Here is a 21721-nt window from a genome sequence, read left to right as displayed (position 1 = left end):
TAGTAATTTTTTTGGAAATACTGGTATTATTTTTGTATTTTAAGTCGAGTATAAAAGTGTTTATTTTATGAATGAATACTACAAAATCAATAGAAAAGCAAAAAATATATAGATTTTCAACGGGAAACTATCTAAAACAGAACCAACGTTTAGACAATTTAGTTGTTTTGCTCAAAGAAAGCTTTTTATTCTTTATTTAAATGGATGAAGAAAACTGGAAAAACGGATACAAAGAAATCATAAAAAAGAACTAGAAAAAGCACTGTGCTGGATAGAAAATCCAGCACAGTGCCTTATTAAAGATTGCTTGGGAGTGTCGTCATTGGTGTTTCATAAAAAGGGTTCTGCTTGGATTGGATGATCGAACCCTTTTTATCCCTTTGGCTTCCACTAGAAAACATTTAGCCAATTGTTACAGAACATTGCTTAACCGCATTCTGACCCGGCAGTGTCGTGTATACGCCTGCACTCTGGCCCGGTGTGCCAATCGCATATACTCTGTAATAGTAATCGTTGCCAGCCTTTGCGACAAACTGTGTCTTGAGCACGTTGCCATTGCCAACTGTAAAGCTTGGAACAGCATCCGAACCAACGACAGTCATTTTGAAGCAATAGGCCTGACCATGTTTCAGTGTAAACGGAAGCGTGGTGTCGCTGCGGACATACGCCTGTTGAGCAGAAACGCCCTGTGCCGCTGTGACGATTGCAGATGGAACTGCCACGGCGGTGCCTTCTCCCGAAGTCTTACCGGAAGAATTGGACGAACTGGAACCCTTATGACCGCTATTGGAAGAGTTGTGCGATACGGTTACAAGACCGGCCTGGGCCTCCTTAATGGTGTCAGCAACCGAGTCGACTTCTTCCTGTCCGATGTTGTCGTTCGCCATTGCATCGTTGCCCAAGGCAATCGCTGCATCCAAGATTGCAAGGCTCGCACGGGTGTACTTGCTGCGGTCGATATGGGTCGCCTGATAGAGGCGTTCCTTCAGAACATCCTTGTTCGGAATCTTGCGCAAAGCAGCCATTGCATCCACCAGCGCAATTGCCGCGTCGTCTACAGCTTTCTGGCTGGCATCGCGATTATTGAATACGGTCTGAGCATTTTCAAACGCCTCTATGAATTCTGCCTTACCAGCTTCAACATACTGATCGAGTGCGTTATAAATAACGGTTGCTTGTGCAATAGCGACGCTCAGGTCCTCCTTGCTCGCTACACGTACAAGTTTGTTCAACGCTTCGTTCAACTCTTTTGTCGCCTTTTCGACATCGACTTCCAACGGATTGTTGTCGTTGATTACATCCACAGCATTCTGGTACTTTTCATAATAGTTTTCCCAGCTGTCCGTAGTGAAGTCATTCTCATCCAGGTCGGCGAGCATTTCGACCAGCGTCTGGAGTGCGGAGACATCGCCCTCTTTAAAGCTCAACATTTGGATAGCATCCAGCAGTTCGGACCATGCACGGTCGATCGTATTCTGATCGGCTGTCTTATCAGCTTCTACATTTTGCGCTGTTTCGAGTGCATTGTCAAACTTCTTCTGAACGGCTGTAACAGCGTCCTGATACTCATCGCTGCCGACAAGCCCCTCAGCGACTTCGATTGTGGAACGCAGGGTGAGCTTGTTCACAACGGTGAAGGAGAAGTCCAACGCCGTGTCGGCGCGATCCATCGTTCCGTCATATGTATACGAATAGGTATCGGTTTCTTCATCAAACGGAATAGGTTCTCCATTCACAGAAATAGCTGCAAATTCTCTTCCCTCTGCAACCGGTGTGAAGGTCAGTTGAATTGGGGAACCGGACAGAAGTTCTGTCTCCAAAACGCCAGTGAGGTTTGCAAAACCAATGTCAATATCTTCCGCGTGGATCTCCACATCGCCTGCTGGGAAGCTAACGGTGAGAGTCTGCTCTGTGGGCTGTACGTCCTCGGAAACCTCGACCGGGCTGCTGTAGATCGTCAAACCTTGATCGATACGCACAGAGACGCGAATCCATTTGCCAGCCAGATCTTCGGTCACCGGCAATGTGGAAGAGTAGGAGTCTGTGATCGGAGAGAACGGACCGTCCTTGGAATCTGCCACCAACCAACGGAAACGCGCATAATCGACATACTGTTCGTCCACATCAAAGGATGCTTCAAGTGTATCGCCAACCATCGGTGCGCGGTCTGCAGTTGCATTGACCACTTTGACGTTCTCAGGTACCACATCGGTGATGTCGCTATCATCGTCGCCGTCATCGGTCTCTTTGTCTGCAAAGTCGAGGAGGGTGCCTTCTCCAATGACTTCATAAAGACGTACACAGCTGTTGCCATCGTACGGGCTGCCGTCGTCGTTCAGAGCAACGCCCTGCGTGATTTCCACCTTGAGATAACGGCCAACCGCTTCACCGCTGCTGTAGGTATGTTCGGTGACACCGAGTCCCTCCGGGTTCTCTGCTGCGGTGATCTGGGTCCATTCTTTTCCGTCATTGCTGACATAGAGATTGTATTTGCGTGTATTGTACTCCTTGAACCGGTCTCTTTCGTCTGCGCCCGGGACTTTTTCGTCGTATGCAGCGGTCGCATGACGCAGGGTGAGCTTGCTCAGGTCGTACACGCCGTTCATGTCAATGATTGCAACACGTGGATCGCTTTCGGAGACACCGTCTGCGCACCACTTGGTCAGGAAATCTCCGTCCGTCAGCATAGAGCCAGCTTCAGAAGCGTTGAACTGCTTATCTGCTTCAACCGATTTACCAGCCAGGATGTTGGTATCATCGTTTATGACGACCGACTTGCTCACAGGCTCGCCTTCCACACCGTCCTTATCGACCGGAATCACTTCGAACTTGATAGCGGCCAACGATAGGGCGTCTGCCTTATCCATTGTATAGCTCAAGCCCGTTGCGCCGTCGATGGGAGTGAAGGTTTCGCCGTCCTCGCTCTGATACCACTGGAACTTGGACTCGCCTTCTTTGCCGGACAGGGTTGCATTTACATAGGTATACGTGCCATCCATCGTGACCTTGGAAGCATCGTCCGGGTCCTTATAAAGGCTGATGTTGACGTTCTCAGCAGAAGGAGCAACGGCCTCATTCGAGCGGCCCCATGCCTGGAACTCATAGATACGCGGACAGTTCGCGTCAGAGTCGGTTTGGCCTGCATAGTCCGGAATCAGCTTAAAGTAGCGGGCATTTACCGGCTCTTCCATGACCAGCTCCACGACATTCTCCGTATTGCCGGTGACATTTGCGCGTTCGGTCCACTCTACGCCGTCATCGCTGGTAAGGATGCGGAAATCGCGGGTGATGTAGTTGGGGTTTTCATTCCCGGCATTGACCAACGTGAACTTATCGATGGTCCAGCTGTTATTTTCACCGAGATCAACCTGTAGATAAACGTCGTCCTGACGGTAACACCACTTGGTAGAAGTGTTTCCATCGCAGGCCTTATAGGGTTCCTCGTTGGTGTAGCCGCCGGGAGCGGTGATCTTATCCTTCGGAACGGAGAGGAAGGCATTATCCAGCCCGCCCTTGACAATATTGGACGGTTTGGAGAGCTCGGTCAGATTGCTGTCATTGTCTGTTGCAACCACCTTGTAGACATACTCGCCATTAGCGGGGAGTGTATCGGTGAAGGAGGTCTTGCGGCCATCCACTGTTCCGGCCAGCGTCCCGGTTTCTACGGTAAAGTCCTCGCTGGTGCCGCGGTAAATACGATAAGTGGAAATGTTGTCAGCTGCATCCCAGGTGACGGTGGCCTTGTCGCCCAAAGCGCCTTCGCCAGTCACAAGTTCTGCACGCACATTTTCAATCGCAGGCAATGTGATGGTTTCCTGTGTAGTGGGTTCCTGTGCAACACGCAGATAGTCGCTGTCTGCAACGGAAATGGCCGTAATTTTAATACCGGATGCATCTGGTAACTGGATGGACTCCAGCCCCTTCTCTGGATCGACCGGAATTGCATAGACAAATTGATAATTGTCGACTGTCATGCGGTCCTTCGTACCATTGTGGAAATGGGTGAAGAAGTAACCGACTTGGTCGCGCACATAGGGGCGGATGTCCGTATTGCTGAAGCGGTCCCAACCGGAGAGCTCCGAATCCCAATCTGCGAACTTGATCTCTTTGTTGGTCTGTTCACCGTTTGCATAGTTGACGGTAAACACGCCGCTCTTTTCACCGGAACCGGCTGCGGCGCCCAGCAGGTAGACATACTTGTAATTGCCTTCGGGAAGCGCGATCGTTTGGCCTCTGGCCTCCACCACGTTGTCATAACCGTCGTTGGTCGGTCCAAGCTGGAAATCGACCCCTTCAAAGGTGATGGAATCTTTCCAAAGTTCTGCGGGAATGGTGTTGCCCTCGCCGTCATAGTCGCCGTCCTTGCGGTCCTCATTGAAACTGACAGCATCAACGTTGTAGTAATCGAAGAGATCGACTGGAGCAGACTTCAACTGGACCTCTTCGCCGCCGTAAGGTTCCACCTCGAGCGCGATGGTTGTGATCTCGTATTTATCCATGGAGAAATGAATCTGATTGCCATCAACCGTGATCTCCTTATTCAGATCCTCATCGTCGTCCTCCAAAAGGTTGACTTCTTTGGCGGACTTCACGTTGGAAGGAAGTGTAAGGGTGACATCGGTGTTGTCTTGGCCATCGGATTCATAGACACGCACAATCAGCTTATCTCTTGCGTCCGGATCGTCGGCCGGCGTTTTGATAACGCTGATCGGCACATTGTCCGCACTGGAGGTCGCGAAGGAATACGCAGATCCAAGGTCTCCGTCGTGGCGTTCGGACTGGACTGCTTCTGCCTTATAGTTCAGTTCGGCAGCCTTCTGGACAGAGTTGGCCTCCTGCCAGGTGCCGGAATGTGGATAGATGGAATAGGTGAAATCATGGGTGGTCTTGTCAATGTAATAGGCCGCCGGGTCCCAACCGCTGCAACGGACGGCCGCGCCCATCGGGGAACGCAGGGCGGTCAAGCGCAGGCGGGTGGCCTCCACATTACCATCTTCATCTTTCAGCTGAATGGCGTCCCAACCGTACTTGGAATCGTTCAGGATGCTGGCGCCAAATTCACCGCTATCGTCGGTGACATCGGCCCACTTATGACCGGAAACCTCAAACTTTGCATTATCGATGCTGTTGTCGCGGGTGGTCGGACGTTCCAGGGCGCCATAGGCAATCTCATAGGTGGCATGGTCGGATTCAGCTGCAAACGGGAAGGAAATCTTCATCAGGCGCTGATCTTCATTCCAATTGACATGCATCTTGACATCCACGCGGTCACTGTCCGGATACATCGTAATATCTTGGTACATGGTGGAATCGGACCAACTTCTGGAGACACGCACCACAATCTTTTCGGGCGAATTCTCGATGATTTCAATCTCTTCGGGAGTGTCATCCAGAATAGCGATCGGATCGGCATTCATTTCCTCCATGACCAGATCCCATGCAGGATAGGAACTGCCGCCGGTATCCTTATAAATATGGATCTCATTGCCCTGGTAGCCGTCGGCAAAGACCGGACGATTGCCGTCTTTCTTGTTGTAAACCTGAGCGATGTTTCCCGTGTTCTTGTCGATTTCGACCTTTAAGAACGCATTTTCCATGACAAAGAGATTCTCATTTTCTTCAACGCTGAGATTGGTTTCAACGGTTCCATCGCCGGATTTCACATTAAAGACTTTAAAACCGACGGACGGCAAATTGTTTGCCTGGAAGCGAATGGTAGCCGTCTTTTTCTCTTCGTCGCGGGAGGTCACGGTGGATGGAACCAACGAATCCCCGTCATAAACGGCGATTTGTTCCGGAACAGCGTCGGCAAAGCTTACGGTTGTTTCCACCATGTCGCTGCGTTCCCAAGACAATGGGTTGAACACCAGGACCGGCGTGCCGTCGACGTTGGTATCCGCCTTATAGGCGATGGCCTGTAGGCCGTCATTCTGGACATTGTTCAGCAGGTTTTTGGCCAATTCCTGGTTGTTATAGGTGACTTCATACTGATACGGGATCGAGGAGCCCGGCAGAACATCGTGGAACTGGTTGATTAAGATCTTATCCCACGCCTTGCTGATCTCTTCATTCCCTGCATTCGGAAGAACGCCAAGCCAATTGCCCAGGGTGCCAGCCTTCTCAGCTTTTTCGGCCAAGATCTCGTTCTTACGGTTGTACTCTTTTACACGCGCCCAGGAAGTATAGGTGCCGCGGTGGTTTTCAAAGTACATTTCCCCTTCCACCGTCCGGACTTTACTCAGGTCCTCTGTTTCACGCACACTGTCGAAGTATTCCGTGATCGTTGCCATTTCGACCGTGGCGCCTTGCACCCCATCCGAACCGTTTTGCTTCAGAACAGTAGCGTATTGTCCAGAGTCCGGGCCGCCGCCGTGGTCGCCATTTCCCATCATACCGAGCGCCTTTTTAACGCCGGTTTCTTTTCCGGTCTGTTCATTGCGCTTGAGTGCGTTGACGATTTGGCTGTCGCTGTAGATGTTGACATAATCCTTCATTGGCGCATAGGAGAGAACCTCGGTGCCGTCGATCGCCTTCCACTTAAAGATGTCGGAATCGCGTTCCGTGTTCTGTTGCTGCCAATTCAACTTGGTAGTGACGAAATTGTCCATACCGGATTTTTTCAGGATCTGAGGGAACTGGCCGTTAAAGCCAAAGGTATCCGGCACATAGCCAACCGTACTCATCTGGTTGAATTCCTGTTCGAAGAAGCGCTGCCCCTCCAAGCTCTGGCGAACCAAAGCCTCGCCGCTGGGGAGGTTCAAGTCCGGCTCGACCACCTGGCCGCCGGGGTTGTCCCACTGGCCGTTGGCGATGAGCTCTTTGACATCTTCATACATGTCTGGATAGTATTCCTTGGCCCATTCATAGTGCTTGGAAGCGGACATAGTAAACTTGTAGTTTTCATTGCTCTTCAGGTTTGTGACTGCGCGATTAAAAGTATCGCTGATGACATCTCGCGCCGTGTCTTCAAATGGCCACTGCCATGCTGTGTCAATATGAGCGTTTGGAACCAGATACATGGTCCAGCTGCTGTCGATCTGGGCATTGGAAGGTGGGTCTTCCCGGACAGCCATTGCCTGGGTCATGGCCGATGCTGCCATGATTGCTGCAAGCATGAACGAGACTGTCTTTTTAAAGTTTTTCCTTTTCATACGTTTCTCCTTCTTTGTTTGCACGTCCGCCTAAAGCGGGGCGCAAATTTTTAAAAAGCGCTGGGTGATTTCCCGATAGATTACACACGCTCCTTTCAATTCGTTTGGGTTGTGCCTACGTGACAGCGCAGGCTTAGTTTGTAAATATCTGCAAACATCGAAAACCGATGTTTTGTCAGCTTAGATGGATTCCTCTATTCCAACAGAGGCCACATAGTCAGCCCATATCTGCCCGTTTTCCTGGGAATTGAGTTCGGTTTTTACCCCCGCGGCGCCGGGATCCTCAATGCCGCAGAGGTCGGCGCGCAGGGCATTCTGCATGAGGAGCAGGTAAAGTGTCTCTGAATAGTTCTTTACCAACTGTTCTACTTCCGGGGTTGCAAACGACAGCCCGCGTTCCTCAATTTCCTGTTTTAGTTGATCTGTTTCAATCAAAAAGACTGGATCGTAAGGATAGAGGACATACTGCTGATCGAATAAAGCAGAGAGGTTGTCCTCATAGCTGGCCAACAAATTGACCGTGTACTCCGGACTCCAATTCTGTGCAGAGAGGTCCCAATAGTTTGGAATGAACGAGGTCCCGGAGAAGTACGCGCGCACCATGGCTTCGTTTTCTCCCAACAAATCCTGCATCAATCGGGAGATATTTACATCCTGATGCTGGGGCAATTCCATCAAATAGTGCAGCAGGGCGTTTTCCTGTGTTTGGCTAGTGAAGCTTTCGATGGTTTCCAAGATCAGAGGCACCTTGACGTTGAAGTAAAAATCTTCTTGTCCAGCTGCCATCGATCCCTCCATGTCGGAGGAGAGGGCAGCCATGGTGGGGTCCTTCAACGAGACAAATAAATACTTCATATAGCGGGTATTGAGATTATCCTGTACCTCGATGCCATAGAGATCCTTCAACTCTTGGGGAAGCGCATCCGCAGAGGCATTGATGTAACGGTCCCCCAAGCCGCGATACAACCATTCATTTGGCTGATAATGCAAGTTTCTCGCATGAACCTTGCTGTCAAAGAACGCATGGTAAAGGGTGCGCGACATCGTTTGACAGGCATCCGGGGTGTACATGGAGAGAGAAATTGCCGCACCTTCTCCTCCGACGCCGGATAGGATGGAACTTTCACCGTCTTCATTGGTTCGCAGAAGGACGACGGGTTTTTCCAGATTGCTGCCGAATACATCCACATAATAGTTATAGAAAGAAATTACAGCGCTCAGGTCGCTCAATTCGGCGCTTTCTCGGATGGCACTGTCGAGATAGAACACCGCAGTTTCTCCATCAGAAGAGAGATTCAGAGGCTCAAAGCTGCCAAAACAGTAGCTTGATTGAATCAGATCGTAGAAGTCATACCAAGTAGGGCGCTCCAACTGAAAGGCGTGCTCGGTGCTATTGGCGGGAGTGAAGGGGATAATGGAATTCCAATCGTTTTCTCCCGTCAGCTGGAAGGATACGCTGCTGATATACTTTTCCATATACGGGAGATTGTTGGCGTCAAACAAGGGCATCATCAGCACCTTTTTGCCTTGGAAAGCCAACAGATCCTTGTATAGATCCCCTTCCACCTGAAAATCTACGTCGGTGCCTTCACCGAGTTTGACGTCGTATTGAAAAACGAGCGATTCGCAGTCCTCGGACACCGGCCCGATTTCCCAGGCACTTCCCAGGTCGTTCAAGGCGACCTCTATGCCGTCTGCCTCGGTGCAGGTGGGCTCAGACGCCTCAACCTCACCAACATCCAGATAAAACATACGGTCCGGCGACAGCTGGTCGGGGGTTAACTCAATCGATACGCTTAGGATTTTTCCATCGATGTCGGTAGGCTCGACCGTGTAACCGATTCCAAATTGTGCGAGATCGGTGTCCATATGGTAAGAGGCATCCCCCTGCGTATGCCACAGACCAAACGAGGCCAGACTCACAAGCAACAAAGCGGCACATCCGCCGATCAATCGATTCTTTTTCATAAAAGATCACACCTCCAAAAAGTTGCGGGGTTAAAAATCTATGCAGATTGATGAAAATGTACGTGTATAAAATCCCTTCCAGTGAATTGGTAAACTCCTCTTATCAATATTATACAGGTATTCTCCTTGGAAAAAGTAGGGGAACATTTTTTGAATACAGGGGGGTGTCTTTGGGAAAATAAATAATTTACTTGAAATAAGTAGATAAAAATTAATAAAATATTCTATATCATTGACAGAAATGTCATGGAACCAGGTCTGAAAAAGGATGAATTTCGGGGGAGAAACGATGCGTCATAAGATCAGGTGGATAGCCCTTAGCAGTGTGATCGTTGCATTGACCGTAGCGGCCATTCTTTTCTTTACTTTGGATCAAAAATATGATCTGCATTACACAGTATCGGCTCCACAGGTAAAAGAAGGGACATTAGAGATTGTCCTCGATGTACAAAGCACGCCACTTTCCAAAGATAGAACGGTTTCTTTTTATATAGGAGATAAAAATATAGTCATCCAATCCTGTACGGGTGCAGATGGGGTAAGCGTGCCCGCCCAACAAACCGATGATGCTCTCAGCTTTGCTTTGAAACGGGGAGGAAAGGTCTCACTGGTGTACCAGATCTCGTTGGGGGCTTCCGGAAAACATGGACAGCGGGGATCTGTGCGGGAAGATTATTGTGTATTTGATGGAGGGCAGGCTTTGCTTCTGCCCATGGAATTTTACCAAGATGGGTACCCTCAGGAGGAGGCCGTAGTCCGATCGCTGCGAGTATCTATGAATCCCCGGGAAGGTTGGACAGCGGTTCTGCCCTTTGAGGAGCTTCGGGAGGTTTCTTGGGCAGATGCCTACAATTTGAGCAACGATGCATTTGCCATGGGGAACTTTACGCAATATTTTCCCGCGGAACAGACCGGAGGCGCGGCGGTCTATGGGCTCGCTGGAGAAGAGGCGCGCTTTTCTGAGGAACTTTCCTCCGGTGTCGCAGCGTTGCGCGCTTATTATGCACAGCGGTTTGGAATGGAAGAACAACCATATCAGATTCTGTTGCTTCCAGATGATGGAGAAGCAGTCATCGGGGGAGCGGGGATACATAGTGTTTGTGCAACCTTTGACGAGACAAGCCGAAGGGACTGGGAACTGCTCAGCCATCGGATGTTCCATGCCTATTTCGACAGCAGGATTCCAACCCAAACGTTCCACGCGGCGCCGAACCTCTGGTTTTATGAAGGTTTGGCGACCTACTATGAGAATGCATCCATGAGTGCTTTACCAGAAAAACAACGTGAGCAGTTGGGCATCCGGCCGGAATGGCAATTTCAATCCCTATTTAACCGGTACTTGACCATCCGGATCAAGGACCCGGCCCTCTTCTCCTTTGCTCCTATGGATGAGGCGTTGATTTCAGAATCCGAAGGGCGTAAGGAATTTCTACACTACATACAGGCGCCATTGGTAGTCAAACTTGTGGAAGATCGTGCATCTGAATTATCTGGGCAGCAAGATGCGGTTTTGCACGCCATTTTGGCAGATCCGGATGCGGACTTTTCCTGCGCGGCCCTCTTATCGGACCTCTTAGGAGCAGAGGCTGGAGAAGTATACAACCGCTGGTTCCAGTCGGAAGAACTATTGCCCCTGTGGGAGGAGGCCGATCCTTCCTATCCGGAGCAACGTGCGTTGGACGATGTGGCGGATGTAGAAACCATGCTGGCAAGCTGGATGACCAGCCAGCTGGGACAATATCCCTGTGATCTGCCTGACCTGGAGACAGCACGGAGATTACAGAATCTACCTGTATTTCAAGAGGCTTCGTTTGCAGATGCAGAGACAGAACAGATGGTCAAGGAACATTGCCCTGTGATCTGGACATTGCTCAAGCAATATGCACTGCGTGCACAGGTATGTGGTGTACCATTCGATGAACCAATGCTGCGATATGCGTTATTAGCAGATGAAGAAAATTTGCAAAAGTGGGAAGATTGGCTAACCACACAGGGTGTTCCCGTGGATAATACCCGCGCAAATATACAGGGAGAATCCTCTTAACTAAGAAACAGGTCAAAAAGGGCTGCTATGCATGTGCTTTGCATAGCAGCCCCTTTGTCTCTAACAACTCTGCAAATAAAAAGCTAATGGGCAATCGAGAAAAAATTGTAGGCGCAAAAGGAGGCGAAAAAAGAACAAGGCAGAAAAACCGCCGCGCAAGCGCCGTTCAAATTCAAAGATTATGGAAGCGGCCCATCGTCGTTTTCCAAAGAAGCCAGATGCTCCTTTACCCGGCCATAGTCGATGCGTAAGAGTAAATAAAAGATTTTGTTGTTTTGTCAATCTCACAGATCCAACTGTATCATTCCTAGGGAATATGATGCTCAATGATGAATCTGTACAAACATTGTCAATTGGTTAATTGTGGATAAACAGCCCCAACTATACCGGTGACGGCCGCCACTCGGCTACTTATGGAAACAGAATATGCTCGGTGTACGAGGGAGTAAAAGACATTTTAAACTTCTGAACGGGATGGCACGGGGCGGGAATGTTGCCTTTCCCAGGGACAAACAAAATTGCCAATCGTCCGTTTAACCCCTGCTCAAAAAGGGGAAACTGTTTAAAAAATCTGATTCGGGGAGGAAGTCCAATGGAGGAAAAGCAAGATTGCCCATGCCGGTATAAATCCTGTAAGCGGCACGGAAAATGCGAGGCTTGTCGAGCGCATCACCGCAAGGAAAACAAGCTGTTACCTGCGTGTGAGAGAAAACGAACATCACGCCGGAAACAGCCGAAAAACAAGTAAGCGCTTTTATAATTTTCGCTTTTCATCGCAAAATGATGAAACCTAAATGCTATGCATAGCGGGTATCCCAAAAACGTTGGTAGGCAATCCCCAGCGCATTCTACAAAAATGAAAAAGACGATTCAAACAAAAAAGAGCACCCTATATCGGCGGAAAAACCGAAAAGTAAGGTGTTCTTTTTATAGTTTTTAATAAATTGAATTAAATTATATATCTAATTTTCGATTATCCGCATAAACACTATACTTTCAAGTATTTTGAAGTATAGAAAATCATTCATTTTACCACGATTGAATGAGTCTTGATATGACCTATAAAATAACACCCAAAAGACATCATTACACCTAAATGGTGTCTTTTAAAAAGCAGTCAATCCTAAGACTAACTGCTTTGTGTGTATGAATATGAAGTCGTTAAGCCGCAATTTGTTTGCCATTACAATTCTTTTACCATTTGAATTTCTTTATAATACTTGTCTCCAAATGCATATTCTACCTCTTTGATTTCTGTAAATCCAATCGAAGAATACATTTTACGTGCAAGCATATTTTCTAAAGAAACACTAATATATAACTTATCGGTATTGTGTTTGTTTTTAAAATACTCCAAAAATTCTATTGATGCCTGTTTTCCATAACCTTTTCCTTGAAACTGTTTTCCAATCATAAAACGACTCATAGACCAGCCAGGAAAAGTTTCATCATAATCATATAAGATAAAACCTATCATCGTTTCTTCAAGATATATTCCTAAAGTATATAGACCGTCCTCATAAGCAGCTTCTACCAATGACTGTTTATTATCTGCAACAAACCCCTCTTGGTTATCATCAATAGTCAATTCTATACAATCCCAATAGTTGTATTTATCAATTTCTCTAAATTCCATTTTAATCCTCCTTCATACTAAAAATTAAATACTATTTATATACAACTGAAAATTCTTCACATACGACTTTCATGTCAGTAGTAAATTTCAATCCAACCTGATTCAAACACCCCGTAAAGAATTTTTCATGAGCTTCTCTCCAATAATCTAAAGTTTTATTACCCTCACCTTCTTTGTAAGCATGTTCTACTGATACCTCATGAAATGGAACAATAGTTACTTTTTTAGTTTGTACACCAAAGTGAAATAAAATTGTAACCATGAGAAAAGGGAGATACACATTTTTGTGCAATCTCCCTTGTTCTTTTTCTGTCATATCAAGGTTCATTCAATCATGGTAAAATAGTTGCTTTTTTATGAGATGAATAGTCCTTAAACGCTGTATTTATGCGGATAATCGAATTTTCTGTATCAAGATTATAGTGAACCTTATCGTTCCTCTCAAATGGAACCTTCAAACACGCGACAAATCCAGCCTTATTGAACATTTACCGTGCAATAATTGATCGGTGCCTGGCCAGGAATGGTGGCGTAAACGCCAGTGCTTCCAGTTCCGACCCCTTTCACTGTAAGCAGATAGGAGCCATTTCGCAGTTTGAGGCCGGCTGTAATCAAAACATTGCTGTTTCCAGTGGTAAATTGTGGTGTTCCGACAGTTCCTTTTGGAGTAAAGAGGAACGTATAAACATTCCCTCGCTTGATGGTGAATGGATAAGTGGTATCGCAGACCAAACTCCCGCTGGAAGGTGCGGTTCCCGACGAAGCTTTGGTGCCCGTTGCCTGGAAGCTGACAGAGGAACCGTCCGCCGTTGTTGTCGTAATAACTGCCGTACCGGTCCCCACATTGTTGATCTGGAAAATGTATCCGTCACTCACTTTTTTGCCAAAGGTTACGGAAACAGCGGACGGATTGGAGGAGGTAGCGGTCGGCTGTGTAGCACTGGTCGTAAACACCTTATAATAATAGGAGGAATTGCTTCCAAAGGTATACGGCGCAGTAGTGTCACATTTCAGAGGAGAACTCGTCGAAGTGGACTTAGTCCCCGTTGCCTGGAAACTGACGGAAGAACCATCCGCTGCCGTTGTCGTAATGACTGCCGTACCGGTACCCACGTTGTTGATCTGGAAGATGTATCCATCGGATACCTTCTTGCCAAAGGTCACAGAAACAACCGACGGATTAGAGGAAGTCGCTGTTGGCCGCGTGGCGCTATTTGTAAACACTTTGTAATAATATGTCGAATTGCTACCAAACGTATACGGAGATGTAGTGTCGCAAGCCAGGGTAGGTTTGGAAACAATGGACTTATTTCCAGTGGCTTGGAAGCTGACAGATGCACCATCCACAGTAGTAGTGGTAATGACCGCCGTACCAGTACCAACATTGTTGATCTGGAAGATATATCCATCGGATACCTTCTTGCCAAAGGTCACAGAAACGACCGACGGATTGGAAGAAGTCGCGGTCGGCTGAACAATACTGTCCGTAAATACTTTGTAATAATAAACAGAATTATTACTAAATGTATAAGAAGAAGTGTCACAGGTCAATTTAGAACCTGATGCTGATCGATTCCCGGTCGCTTGGAAACTGACAGATGCGCCTTCGGCTGTGGTAGTCGTAATAGTAGCCGTACCAGCACCGACATTGTTGATCTGGAAAATGTACCCATCGCTCACTTTTTTGCCAAAGGTCACCGAGACAGCGGATGGATTGGAAGAAGTCGCGGTTGGCTGCGTGGCGCTGGATGTAAAGACCTTATAATAATATACATCGTTCGAACCAAAGGTATAGGAAGACGTGTCACAGGTTAGGGTTGGCGTAGAAGGGGTGGAAGGGTTCACCGGCGTACCCGCCTGAGAATAGTCTTTAAACGAGTAATTGAGGTCTACATTTCCGTTTACACCGGAAAGGGTACCATAGGCATACTGCCAAATGGTATATGCCTTGTTAAAGTTGGGGACATCCTTTCCCCAGCTGGCCACCCAGCGGTCGTATTTATCCAAGCGTGGGCTGGAAAGATTGGAATTAAAGATATTGACCGAACTGTATACGCCTGTGCGATACCCGGCAGCTTCCATTTTTCCGCAGAAAGCTTCCACGATATCTGCCATCAGATCGGCGTCCATCGTGCGGTGGATCGTGTCCTCAATATCATAGAAAACCGGATAATCCAATTTTCTTCCATTCAGAATACTCAGGCAAAAATCCGCCTCCTGCAAAGCATCCTGGACGTTTTCCGCATAACTGTAATGGTATGCGCCAACTTTGATGCCATTTGCTGTCGCGCCGCTGTAGTTCTGTTCAAAATAGGCGTCCGTCTGCACTTCTGGGGCCGTCTTGCCATAACCGGTGCGGATAATAGCAAAATCAATCCCCTGATTTTTGACCGTACCCCAGTCGATGTTGCCCTGCCAGGAGGAGACATCGATTCCTTTCAAAATGACATGAACATAACAAGTGACACTCTCTCCGGCACTATTGGTGGCGGTTACCGCAGTGGTACCGAGCTGATGCCCTGTAACCAGGCCATTGCTGACTGTGGCAATGCTCGGATTGCTGACGGTCCAGGTGGCGTTCATCGTTGGAGAACCGTTTTCATAGGCGGTAAGGACCGCGCTTTCTCCGATTTTTATAGCAATCGAAGTGTTATCGATCTGAAAGGTTCCGGTGGATGCAACTGCGACAGTGGATGCCACGTCTGCAAATGCAGATGTTCCCCCGCAAAAGGCGAGGCAAAACGCCAAAAGTAAAGCGAGTAGTTTCTTCAATTAGGCTCCTCCTTTAAAGCGGCCGCGTCGTCGAAATACGCAGCCAGAATAACGGTTCGTATTCCTGTTCGCTTTCTTGCCATGGTTTTACAAATTTTCTTCAATCGCATATCCTCCTTTTATTCTGGTTGGCCGGGCCGCATACCGACACAAAACGGCGTACAAAATCCGACGAATTTTGCACGATTTGAATGCTTTTGATTATAGGAGAATTCCGGAATTATGTCAAGTAGAGAGCCAGTTTTCCACGGTTCAGATATCAGGAAAGAAAACCTCCAAAAATTGGTCTGGTGCAGTGTTTCTGTTCATATTTGAAAGGAAAACCATATCCTCGACTCGGCAACCAGTAAACGGAGCGGAACCCAAAGAAGGAAATAAAAAGGAGATGGCCAGCAGCCATCTCCTCTATTGAACGATTTTTCTCATAAGGAACTCTTTAGCAGACGCAGGACGTACGCTCGATACTCCAGAAATTCCCGATCGTAGGGACAGATCTGTAAGACAAACTGAATGCGTCCAAGCAAGCTTTGCAGATAGGGGGCCGGATGTAGGGCCCAGCCGGTTTGACCTTCGTGCAACAGATGGGAGGCCACGCCAAAACGCCGCAAATAGTGGACTTCTTGCCGAATACGCCTGCGATAATCCCGCCCTACCTGTGGATGGTCATTGACCAGAATGCCAGTTACCTGTTGCCGTCTGCCTTGCCGGGCGATGATGGTCTTAGCAGGATTCAACAAAAATCCGTTTTTACGCAGAAGTTGGTACACAAAGCGGATGAGCGGTTCCGGAGAGAAATCCCCTGAAAAAGTCAGATCGTCGCTATAGCGGGTATAGTGAATGTGGCGTTGGCCGCAAAAGGCCGCAATCTGCTGATCTAACGGAAAAAAGACCAAATTAGACAGCATGGGACTGGCGGGGGAACCCTGTGGAAGTATACCGTCCAGCGTACAGAAGGTTGTAAAGAAAAAACTCAAAAGAGCGTTAAAGGAATCTGCGCGTGTACTCCCTGCGTTTTTTCCGTTGGACTCTTTGGAGTAAGGAGCAATTTCCGGGTTTTGGGACAATGTACGGTCAATCGCACAAAAGACCGACGGAAAATGAATACTGCCAAAAAAATGAAGTAGATCCAGTTTGACAAGTATTGGTTGTCCGACATGTACGGCGGCATTGTCCAGTAAATTCCTGCCTGGGCGATACGCTGTAGCTGGGGGCGCGATTTCGCCATAGGCCAAGAGCGAGAGGATTCCCCTTTGAACCTGTTTCAGACCCGGGGAAGGAGAAGCTACTGGGCGGTACCCTCCCCCTCGTTTTGCCAACCAGAAAAGGCCGTATTCTTTGCGCTTCTTTTTCGCAGAGCGCAAAGAACGCAACCAGTAGACTTTTTTCTGTAAGATACGGGGAGAGACACTTGGATCGAGCCATTCGCAAAACTCCTCCAATGTTTGAATCATCCTCTGCCCCTCCTGTTTGTATGGTTGATAAAAAGGACGGAACAACACAAATTGTTCCTGAAGGGATGCGGGCATAGCCGTGTGGGAATACACCTTGTGTATCTTGACACGGCGAAGGCCGCATGCCTCTTTTTCCAAAGTCATCTTTCTGGAGGGCGACTCGCCGTCCAGCCATGTATGCATCACATGGTTAGCGCTGTTGTTCCGTCCAATGTCTACTATAGCATATCCTCTTAGAAAATCAACTTTTCTTTTGTTTTATATGATAAATACTTTCGTACCAAAGAGGAATATAAATTTTTTCACAAAAATTTTTCATAAATACTGGAAAAGATTATGTCAGAGTGCTATAATATTCCCGAATTCAATCGCTTGTTTCGATTAAGAAGCAGAGAGGAGGAAATTTGCATAGAGCGCCAAAAGGGCGAGAAATCGAAATAACCGATATTTTACATTTTGGGAAGCAGTTGTTTGAAATAAGGAGGAGACTCATGAAAAAAAAGACGTTACGATCTGCAATTGCACTGTTAATTGCTGTTCAGATGACCGTCGCAAGCGGTGTGACAGCGATGGCTCAGACAAATGCTGTCGCTTTGGAACCCAGCCGTCCTGTTTCTGTATCGCTGCAAAATGACGGCGAAGGGGATGTAGTGGTCCGTTATCTCAGCGATATGGACCCAACAAAGGCCACGGTCGGTTGGGGCAGCTTGATGCTCGACCAGGGGCTGGAAAACTTGCCGTTGAAGTTGCGCACAGAGGACGGCGGAACCCAAACTTATGAAAAGGGTATCTGTGCACATGCCGCCTCGGAATTGGTTTATGATATTGAGGGGCGCGGCGTGAAAGGCTTCCAAGCATATATAGGTGTGAACTACTCTAAGCAAGGGACTTGCGGCTTTATTGTCAAAGCGGACGATCAGGAATTGTTCCGCGTGGATAAGATGTCGGAATCCGAAGCGCAGGAATTTGTTAACGTCGAGATTCCGGAGGGGGCCAAACAGCTGACCCTAATCACAACGGACGGCGGAGACGGAAACAACTCCGACCACAGCGTTTGGGCGGATGCGAAGCTCGTTTTGGATTCTTCTGTGCAGAAGAATCTTTATAAAGTAGCTGTTTCTGCAGATCAGACTATCCTGGCAGTCGGAGAGACGGCGAACCTCACCGTGTCAGGTACGTTAGTAGACGATACCGATGCAGACCTCTCGAGCGCAACAATTACATATACCAGCAGCGATGAGCAGACTGCGACTGTGGACAACCAGGGCGTGGTGACCGCTTTAGCCAACGGCCTTGTGACAATCCAGTGCAACGTGACGTTGGGCGACATCACCAAGAGTACTTCCATTGATCTGATTGTCGGCGACGAAGTGGAAGGAAAGGTGTGGTCCATCGCCTCACCAAGCGACGCGGTTGGCGGAATTTTCATGTTGAACGACAACGGAAGTCTTTCCTATAGCGTCCAGCGCGATGAAAAGTCTGTGCTCAACTTTGGCGCAATGGGCATGAGCACGAATCTAGGGGACTTCACTGAAGGGCTGGAATTCCTGTCCGTTTCCGAGGCGACAACAGTAGATGAGACCTATACCGTCAACTCGCGCAAAAAAGACGAGTATCGCAATTATTATACAGAACGCACGATTTCATTCCAAAAGGACGGCGTGCAGTTTGATGTGGTTGTACGCGCCTATGATGATGGCCTTGCCTTCCGGTACGTCATCCATGCGGAGGATGGCACAGAGATCCAGGTACAGGACGAAGCGACATCCTTCCAGCTTCCGGCGAAGTCCAATGTTTGGGCAATGGGCTATGGCAGCGGCAGTTATTCCTATGAATCCACGTTCTATAAATATACCGCAGAGACGATTAGCGGCGATCAGTCCATCCCGCTGTTGTTCGAGACGCCGGACGGCACCTTTGGAATGATTTCCGAAGCTCAGCTCACAGGGTATATGGGATCGATGGTCAAAGCGCAGAATGGAACGTTAAAGATCTCCGCAACGCCTCTTCAAAGTGAAGATCCCGTTGTTGAGGGAACCTTTGCATTCCCGTGGCGGTTTGCCGTTGTTGGCACGTTGGGGGACATCAACGAAAATACAATGACGGAAAACCTGAGTCCTGATCCAGCAGAGGGGGATTACTCCTGGGCTGAGACGGGCGTTTGCTCCTGGACTTGGTTGGTCGGCGGTGCAAGCATGCAGTCCGATCCGGAACAGATCAAAAAGTACATCGACTTTGCTTCCGAAATGGGATGGAAGTATTTCATTATGGACGAAGGCTGGCAGCCGCGTTCTCAGCAGGGCGACGGCACTCGCTACTATGGCGAATACGATTGGATTGATGACGTGGTAGAGTATGCAAATGAAAAAGGGGTCGGCCTGATTGCATGGGTACATGTCGATGATCTCAATACGCCGGAAAAACGTGCACAGCGTCTGGATCGCTGGGCAGAGCTCGGGATCAAAGGGATCAAAGTGGACTTCTTTGACCGTGAAACCGACGAGCGCGTGCAGCTGATGGAAGACGTCTATGCAGACTGTGAGAGACTGCACCTGGTGGCAAACGTCCACGGCGCCAATAAGCCGACCGGCGAGGTCCGCACACATCCGGGCATCCTGACCCGTGAGGGCATTTATGGCCAGGAAATGGGCGACCTGAGTCCGGTACAGTACACCATCCTGCCATTCACCCGCAATGCAGTTGGACCGGCAGATGTGACGGAAACCCTCTATCCCAGAGGAAGTTCTACGACTACAGGCTTCCAGGTGGCTCTGTCTGTCCTGATTACCAGCGGCATGCATTGCCTGGCCAGCAGCGTAGAGGACTATCAGGGTAGCCCGGCGCTATCCTTCTATAAGGATTTTCCATCCGTTTGGGATGATTCGCATTTTATTGACGGCTATCCAGGCGAATACACCACTTTGGCCCGCCGCAGCGGCGATAAATGGTACGGTTGCGCCATCACCACAGATGCGCGCGATGCGGAATTCCCGCTCGATTTCCTGGATGACGGACAGTACTATGCGATGATCTATGCGGACGATGGGACAGATAACCGCGGCTTGAAGCTAGAAATCCAGAAGGTCACCAAGGGCGACACCCTTAAAGTGCCGATGAAGGACGGCGGAGGCTGTGCGGTGATCTTTACAAAAGAGAAACCCTCTGCGGCTGAAACCATCGAGTTTGCACAGGACGAAATGACCTTAGAGCGCAATGCAAATACCACCATCGATGTCACGATCACACCGGAGAAGCCTTTGATTTCCAGCCTGATTTGGGAATCCAGCGATCCGACGGTCGCGACGGTGGACAGCAGCGGAAAGGTTACTGGCATCCGTCCGGGAACGGCAGTGATTACCGCGACGTCGCCAGTTGACGACTCTGTATCAGATTCCTGCACCGTCACGGTCGAGATGGAAAAATACACCTTGGATCGCGATTTTTGGACAATTGAGCGCGAGAATAGCCAGTACATCTCCTATCCGACAGCTACGTCCATCCAGCAGGTTTCGCTGTCTGGCGACGTAGACGGCAACCAGGATTCCAGCAAGTGGCCGCAGAACATGGTCCTTTTCCCGCTGCAGGAAGAAAATTTTGCAGCGACTGTAAAGGTAAGTGGAGATTTGACCACAGCGTTCCAGACTGTGGCATTGACGGCGTTTGTCGACAGCAGCAAGGCCGTCTCCGTCATGAGAAGGTACCATACGAGCTTTGGCGGTAATTGCTTTGAGTTGATGCGCTTTGAAGGCGGTTACAACGAGCAGACTGCAAAGGATACACAGGCAAGCGACGACGCCTATCTGAAGTTGGAGAAGAAGGGGCAGATTTTCACCGGTTATTACAGCTATGACGGCGTAGAGTGGACCAAGATTGCAGAGCTTGAATGTCCGCAGGTATCCGGTTCGGATAATATTAGGATTGGCGTCTATACCGGCAATGGCGCTAACAATAACAATGGCGTGGACATTCGCATTGAGGACTTCACCTATTATGCAAACGCAGAAGGCGAGGGTGAAATCATACCATTTGCTGTAAGTACAGACACTTGCATCGCAGAGGTGGCTCCTGTGACCTTGCGTGCGAGCACGGGCACTGCTTTTGCAGATCTGAAGTTGCCGGATACGGTGAAGGTAACTTTGGTTGACGGTACGGAGAAGGATTTGCCGGTTACTTGGTCGGAAGGAGACTATGACGGCGATACAGCAGGAGTCTATAACCTCGAAGGCACCATTACGTTGGCTGACGGTGTAATGAACCTGATGGATCTCAAGGCATCCGCGGAAGTAACTGTTTCTGAGGAGCCGGTAGAAGCCAATACCATCTTCTTGCAGTATAACAACAAGGACGTAACGTTGAAGGTGGACGGCGAGCCGCAGAAGATCGCAGACCTGACGGGCGAGTTTACGCTGGAAGACGTGGCAGAGGGAACGAGCGTAGAATTGACCTTTGAACCGCGCGTGGCAGGCAAGAACTTCCGCTCGGTGACGGTCAACGGCCAGGAGGAACTCATCAGCGGCGATTCGTACACCTACACAGTAGAGATGACGGGCGAAGGCGTCGACTTGGACTTCGTGTTCGAGGTGACGGACAAGCGGATTCTGGAGCAAACCTATCAGTATGCAAAGCCCTATGTGGATGATGGGACGGTCGATTCGCTGGTGACCGAGGCGAGAGAAGCCTTCATGGAGGCATATGACGC

8 protein-coding genes are annotated in these 21721 nt (G+C 48.8%); 2 read left to right on the top strand and 6 right to left on the bottom strand.

Annotated features, from left to right (window positions below; translation table 11 throughout):
* Positions 1 to 401: 401 nt before the first annotated feature.
* Both B9Y59_RS01845 and B9Y59_RS01840 read right to left on the bottom strand, forming a co-directional pair.
* Entirely contained in the window at positions 402 to 7151 is a 6750-nt protein-coding gene (locus B9Y59_RS01845; protein WP_085531472.1) for a glycoside hydrolase family 38 N-terminal domain-containing protein, read from the bottom strand.
* Positions 7152 to 7331: 180 nt separating this feature from the next.
* Entirely contained in the window at positions 7332 to 9119 is a 1788-nt protein-coding gene (locus tag B9Y59_RS01840) for a hypothetical protein (protein ID WP_085531470.1), read from the bottom strand.
* Positions 9120 to 9408: 289 nt separating this feature from the next.
* On the opposite strand from B9Y59_RS01840, the gene B9Y59_RS01835 reads away from it, so the two are divergent.
* A complete protein-coding gene (locus B9Y59_RS01835; protein ID WP_085531468.1) occupies positions 9409 to 11163 on the top strand; it encodes a M61 metallopeptidase family protein in 1755 nt (584 codons plus the stop codon).
* A 1183-nt stretch (positions 11164 to 12346) separates the two neighbouring features.
* Here B9Y59_RS01835 and B9Y59_RS01830 read toward each other — a convergent pair.
* From B9Y59_RS01830 to B9Y59_RS01815, 4 genes are all read right to left on the bottom strand, one after another.
* A complete protein-coding gene (locus B9Y59_RS01830; protein WP_085531466.1) occupies positions 12347 to 12799 on the bottom strand; it encodes a GNAT family N-acetyltransferase in 453 nt (150 codons plus the stop codon).
* A gap of 31 nt (positions 12800 to 12830) precedes the next feature.
* Positions 12831 to 13115, bottom strand: a complete 285-nt coding sequence (locus tag B9Y59_RS01825; RefSeq protein WP_242967184.1) for an ASCH domain-containing protein — start codon at positions 13113 to 13115, stop codon at positions 12831 to 12833.
* A gap of 161 nt (positions 13116 to 13276) precedes the next feature.
* On the bottom strand, positions 13277 to 15571 hold the full coding sequence (locus B9Y59_RS01820) for a GH25 family lysozyme (RefSeq protein WP_085531461.1): 2295 nt from the start codon (positions 15569 to 15571) through the stop codon (positions 13277 to 13279).
* 422 nt (positions 15572 to 15993) lie between these two features.
* The gene (locus B9Y59_RS01815; protein WP_158088913.1) at positions 15994 to 17022 is read right to left on the bottom strand and encodes a reverse transcriptase family protein; all 1029 of its coding nucleotides are present in this window, start codon (positions 17020 to 17022) and stop codon (positions 15994 to 15996) included.
* 491 nt (positions 17023 to 17513) lie between these two features.
* Here B9Y59_RS01815 and B9Y59_RS15605 point away from each other — a divergent pair.
* The coding region (locus tag B9Y59_RS15605; RefSeq protein ID WP_085531458.1) for a glycoside hydrolase family 97 N-terminal domain-containing protein at positions 17514 to 21721 on the top strand (4208 nt) is incomplete at its 3' end.

Origin of the sequence: Anaeromassilibacillus sp. Marseille-P3371 (assembly GCF_900169665.1) — a bacterium.
Taxonomy (GTDB): domain Bacteria; phylum Bacillota; class Clostridia; order Oscillospirales; family Acutalibacteraceae; genus Anaeromassilibacillus.
This window is presented reverse-complemented; position numbering and strand designations above follow the sequence as displayed.

Coding starts and splice junctions, on each gene's coding strand:
- B9Y59_RS01845 (WP_085531472.1), bottom strand. CDS start 7,151: ATGAAAAGGAAAAACTTTAAAAAGACAGTCTCGTTCATGCTTGCAGCA.
- B9Y59_RS01840 (WP_085531470.1), bottom strand. CDS start 9,119: ATGAAAAAGAATCGATTGATCGGCGGATGTGCCGCTTTGTTGCTTGTG.
- B9Y59_RS01835 (WP_085531468.1), top strand. CDS start 9,409: ATGCGTCATAAGATCAGGTGGATAGCCCTTAGCAGTGTGATCGTTGCA.
- B9Y59_RS01830 (WP_085531466.1), bottom strand. CDS start 12,799: ATGGAATTTAGAGAAATTGATAAATACAACTATTGGGATTGTATAGAA.
- B9Y59_RS01825 (WP_242967184.1), bottom strand. CDS start 13,115: ATGACAGAAAAAGAACAAGGGAGATTGCACAAAAATGTGTATCTCCCT.
- B9Y59_RS01815 (WP_158088913.1), bottom strand. CDS start 17,022: ATGATTCAAACATTGGAGGAGTTTTGCGAATGGCTCGATCCAAGTGTC.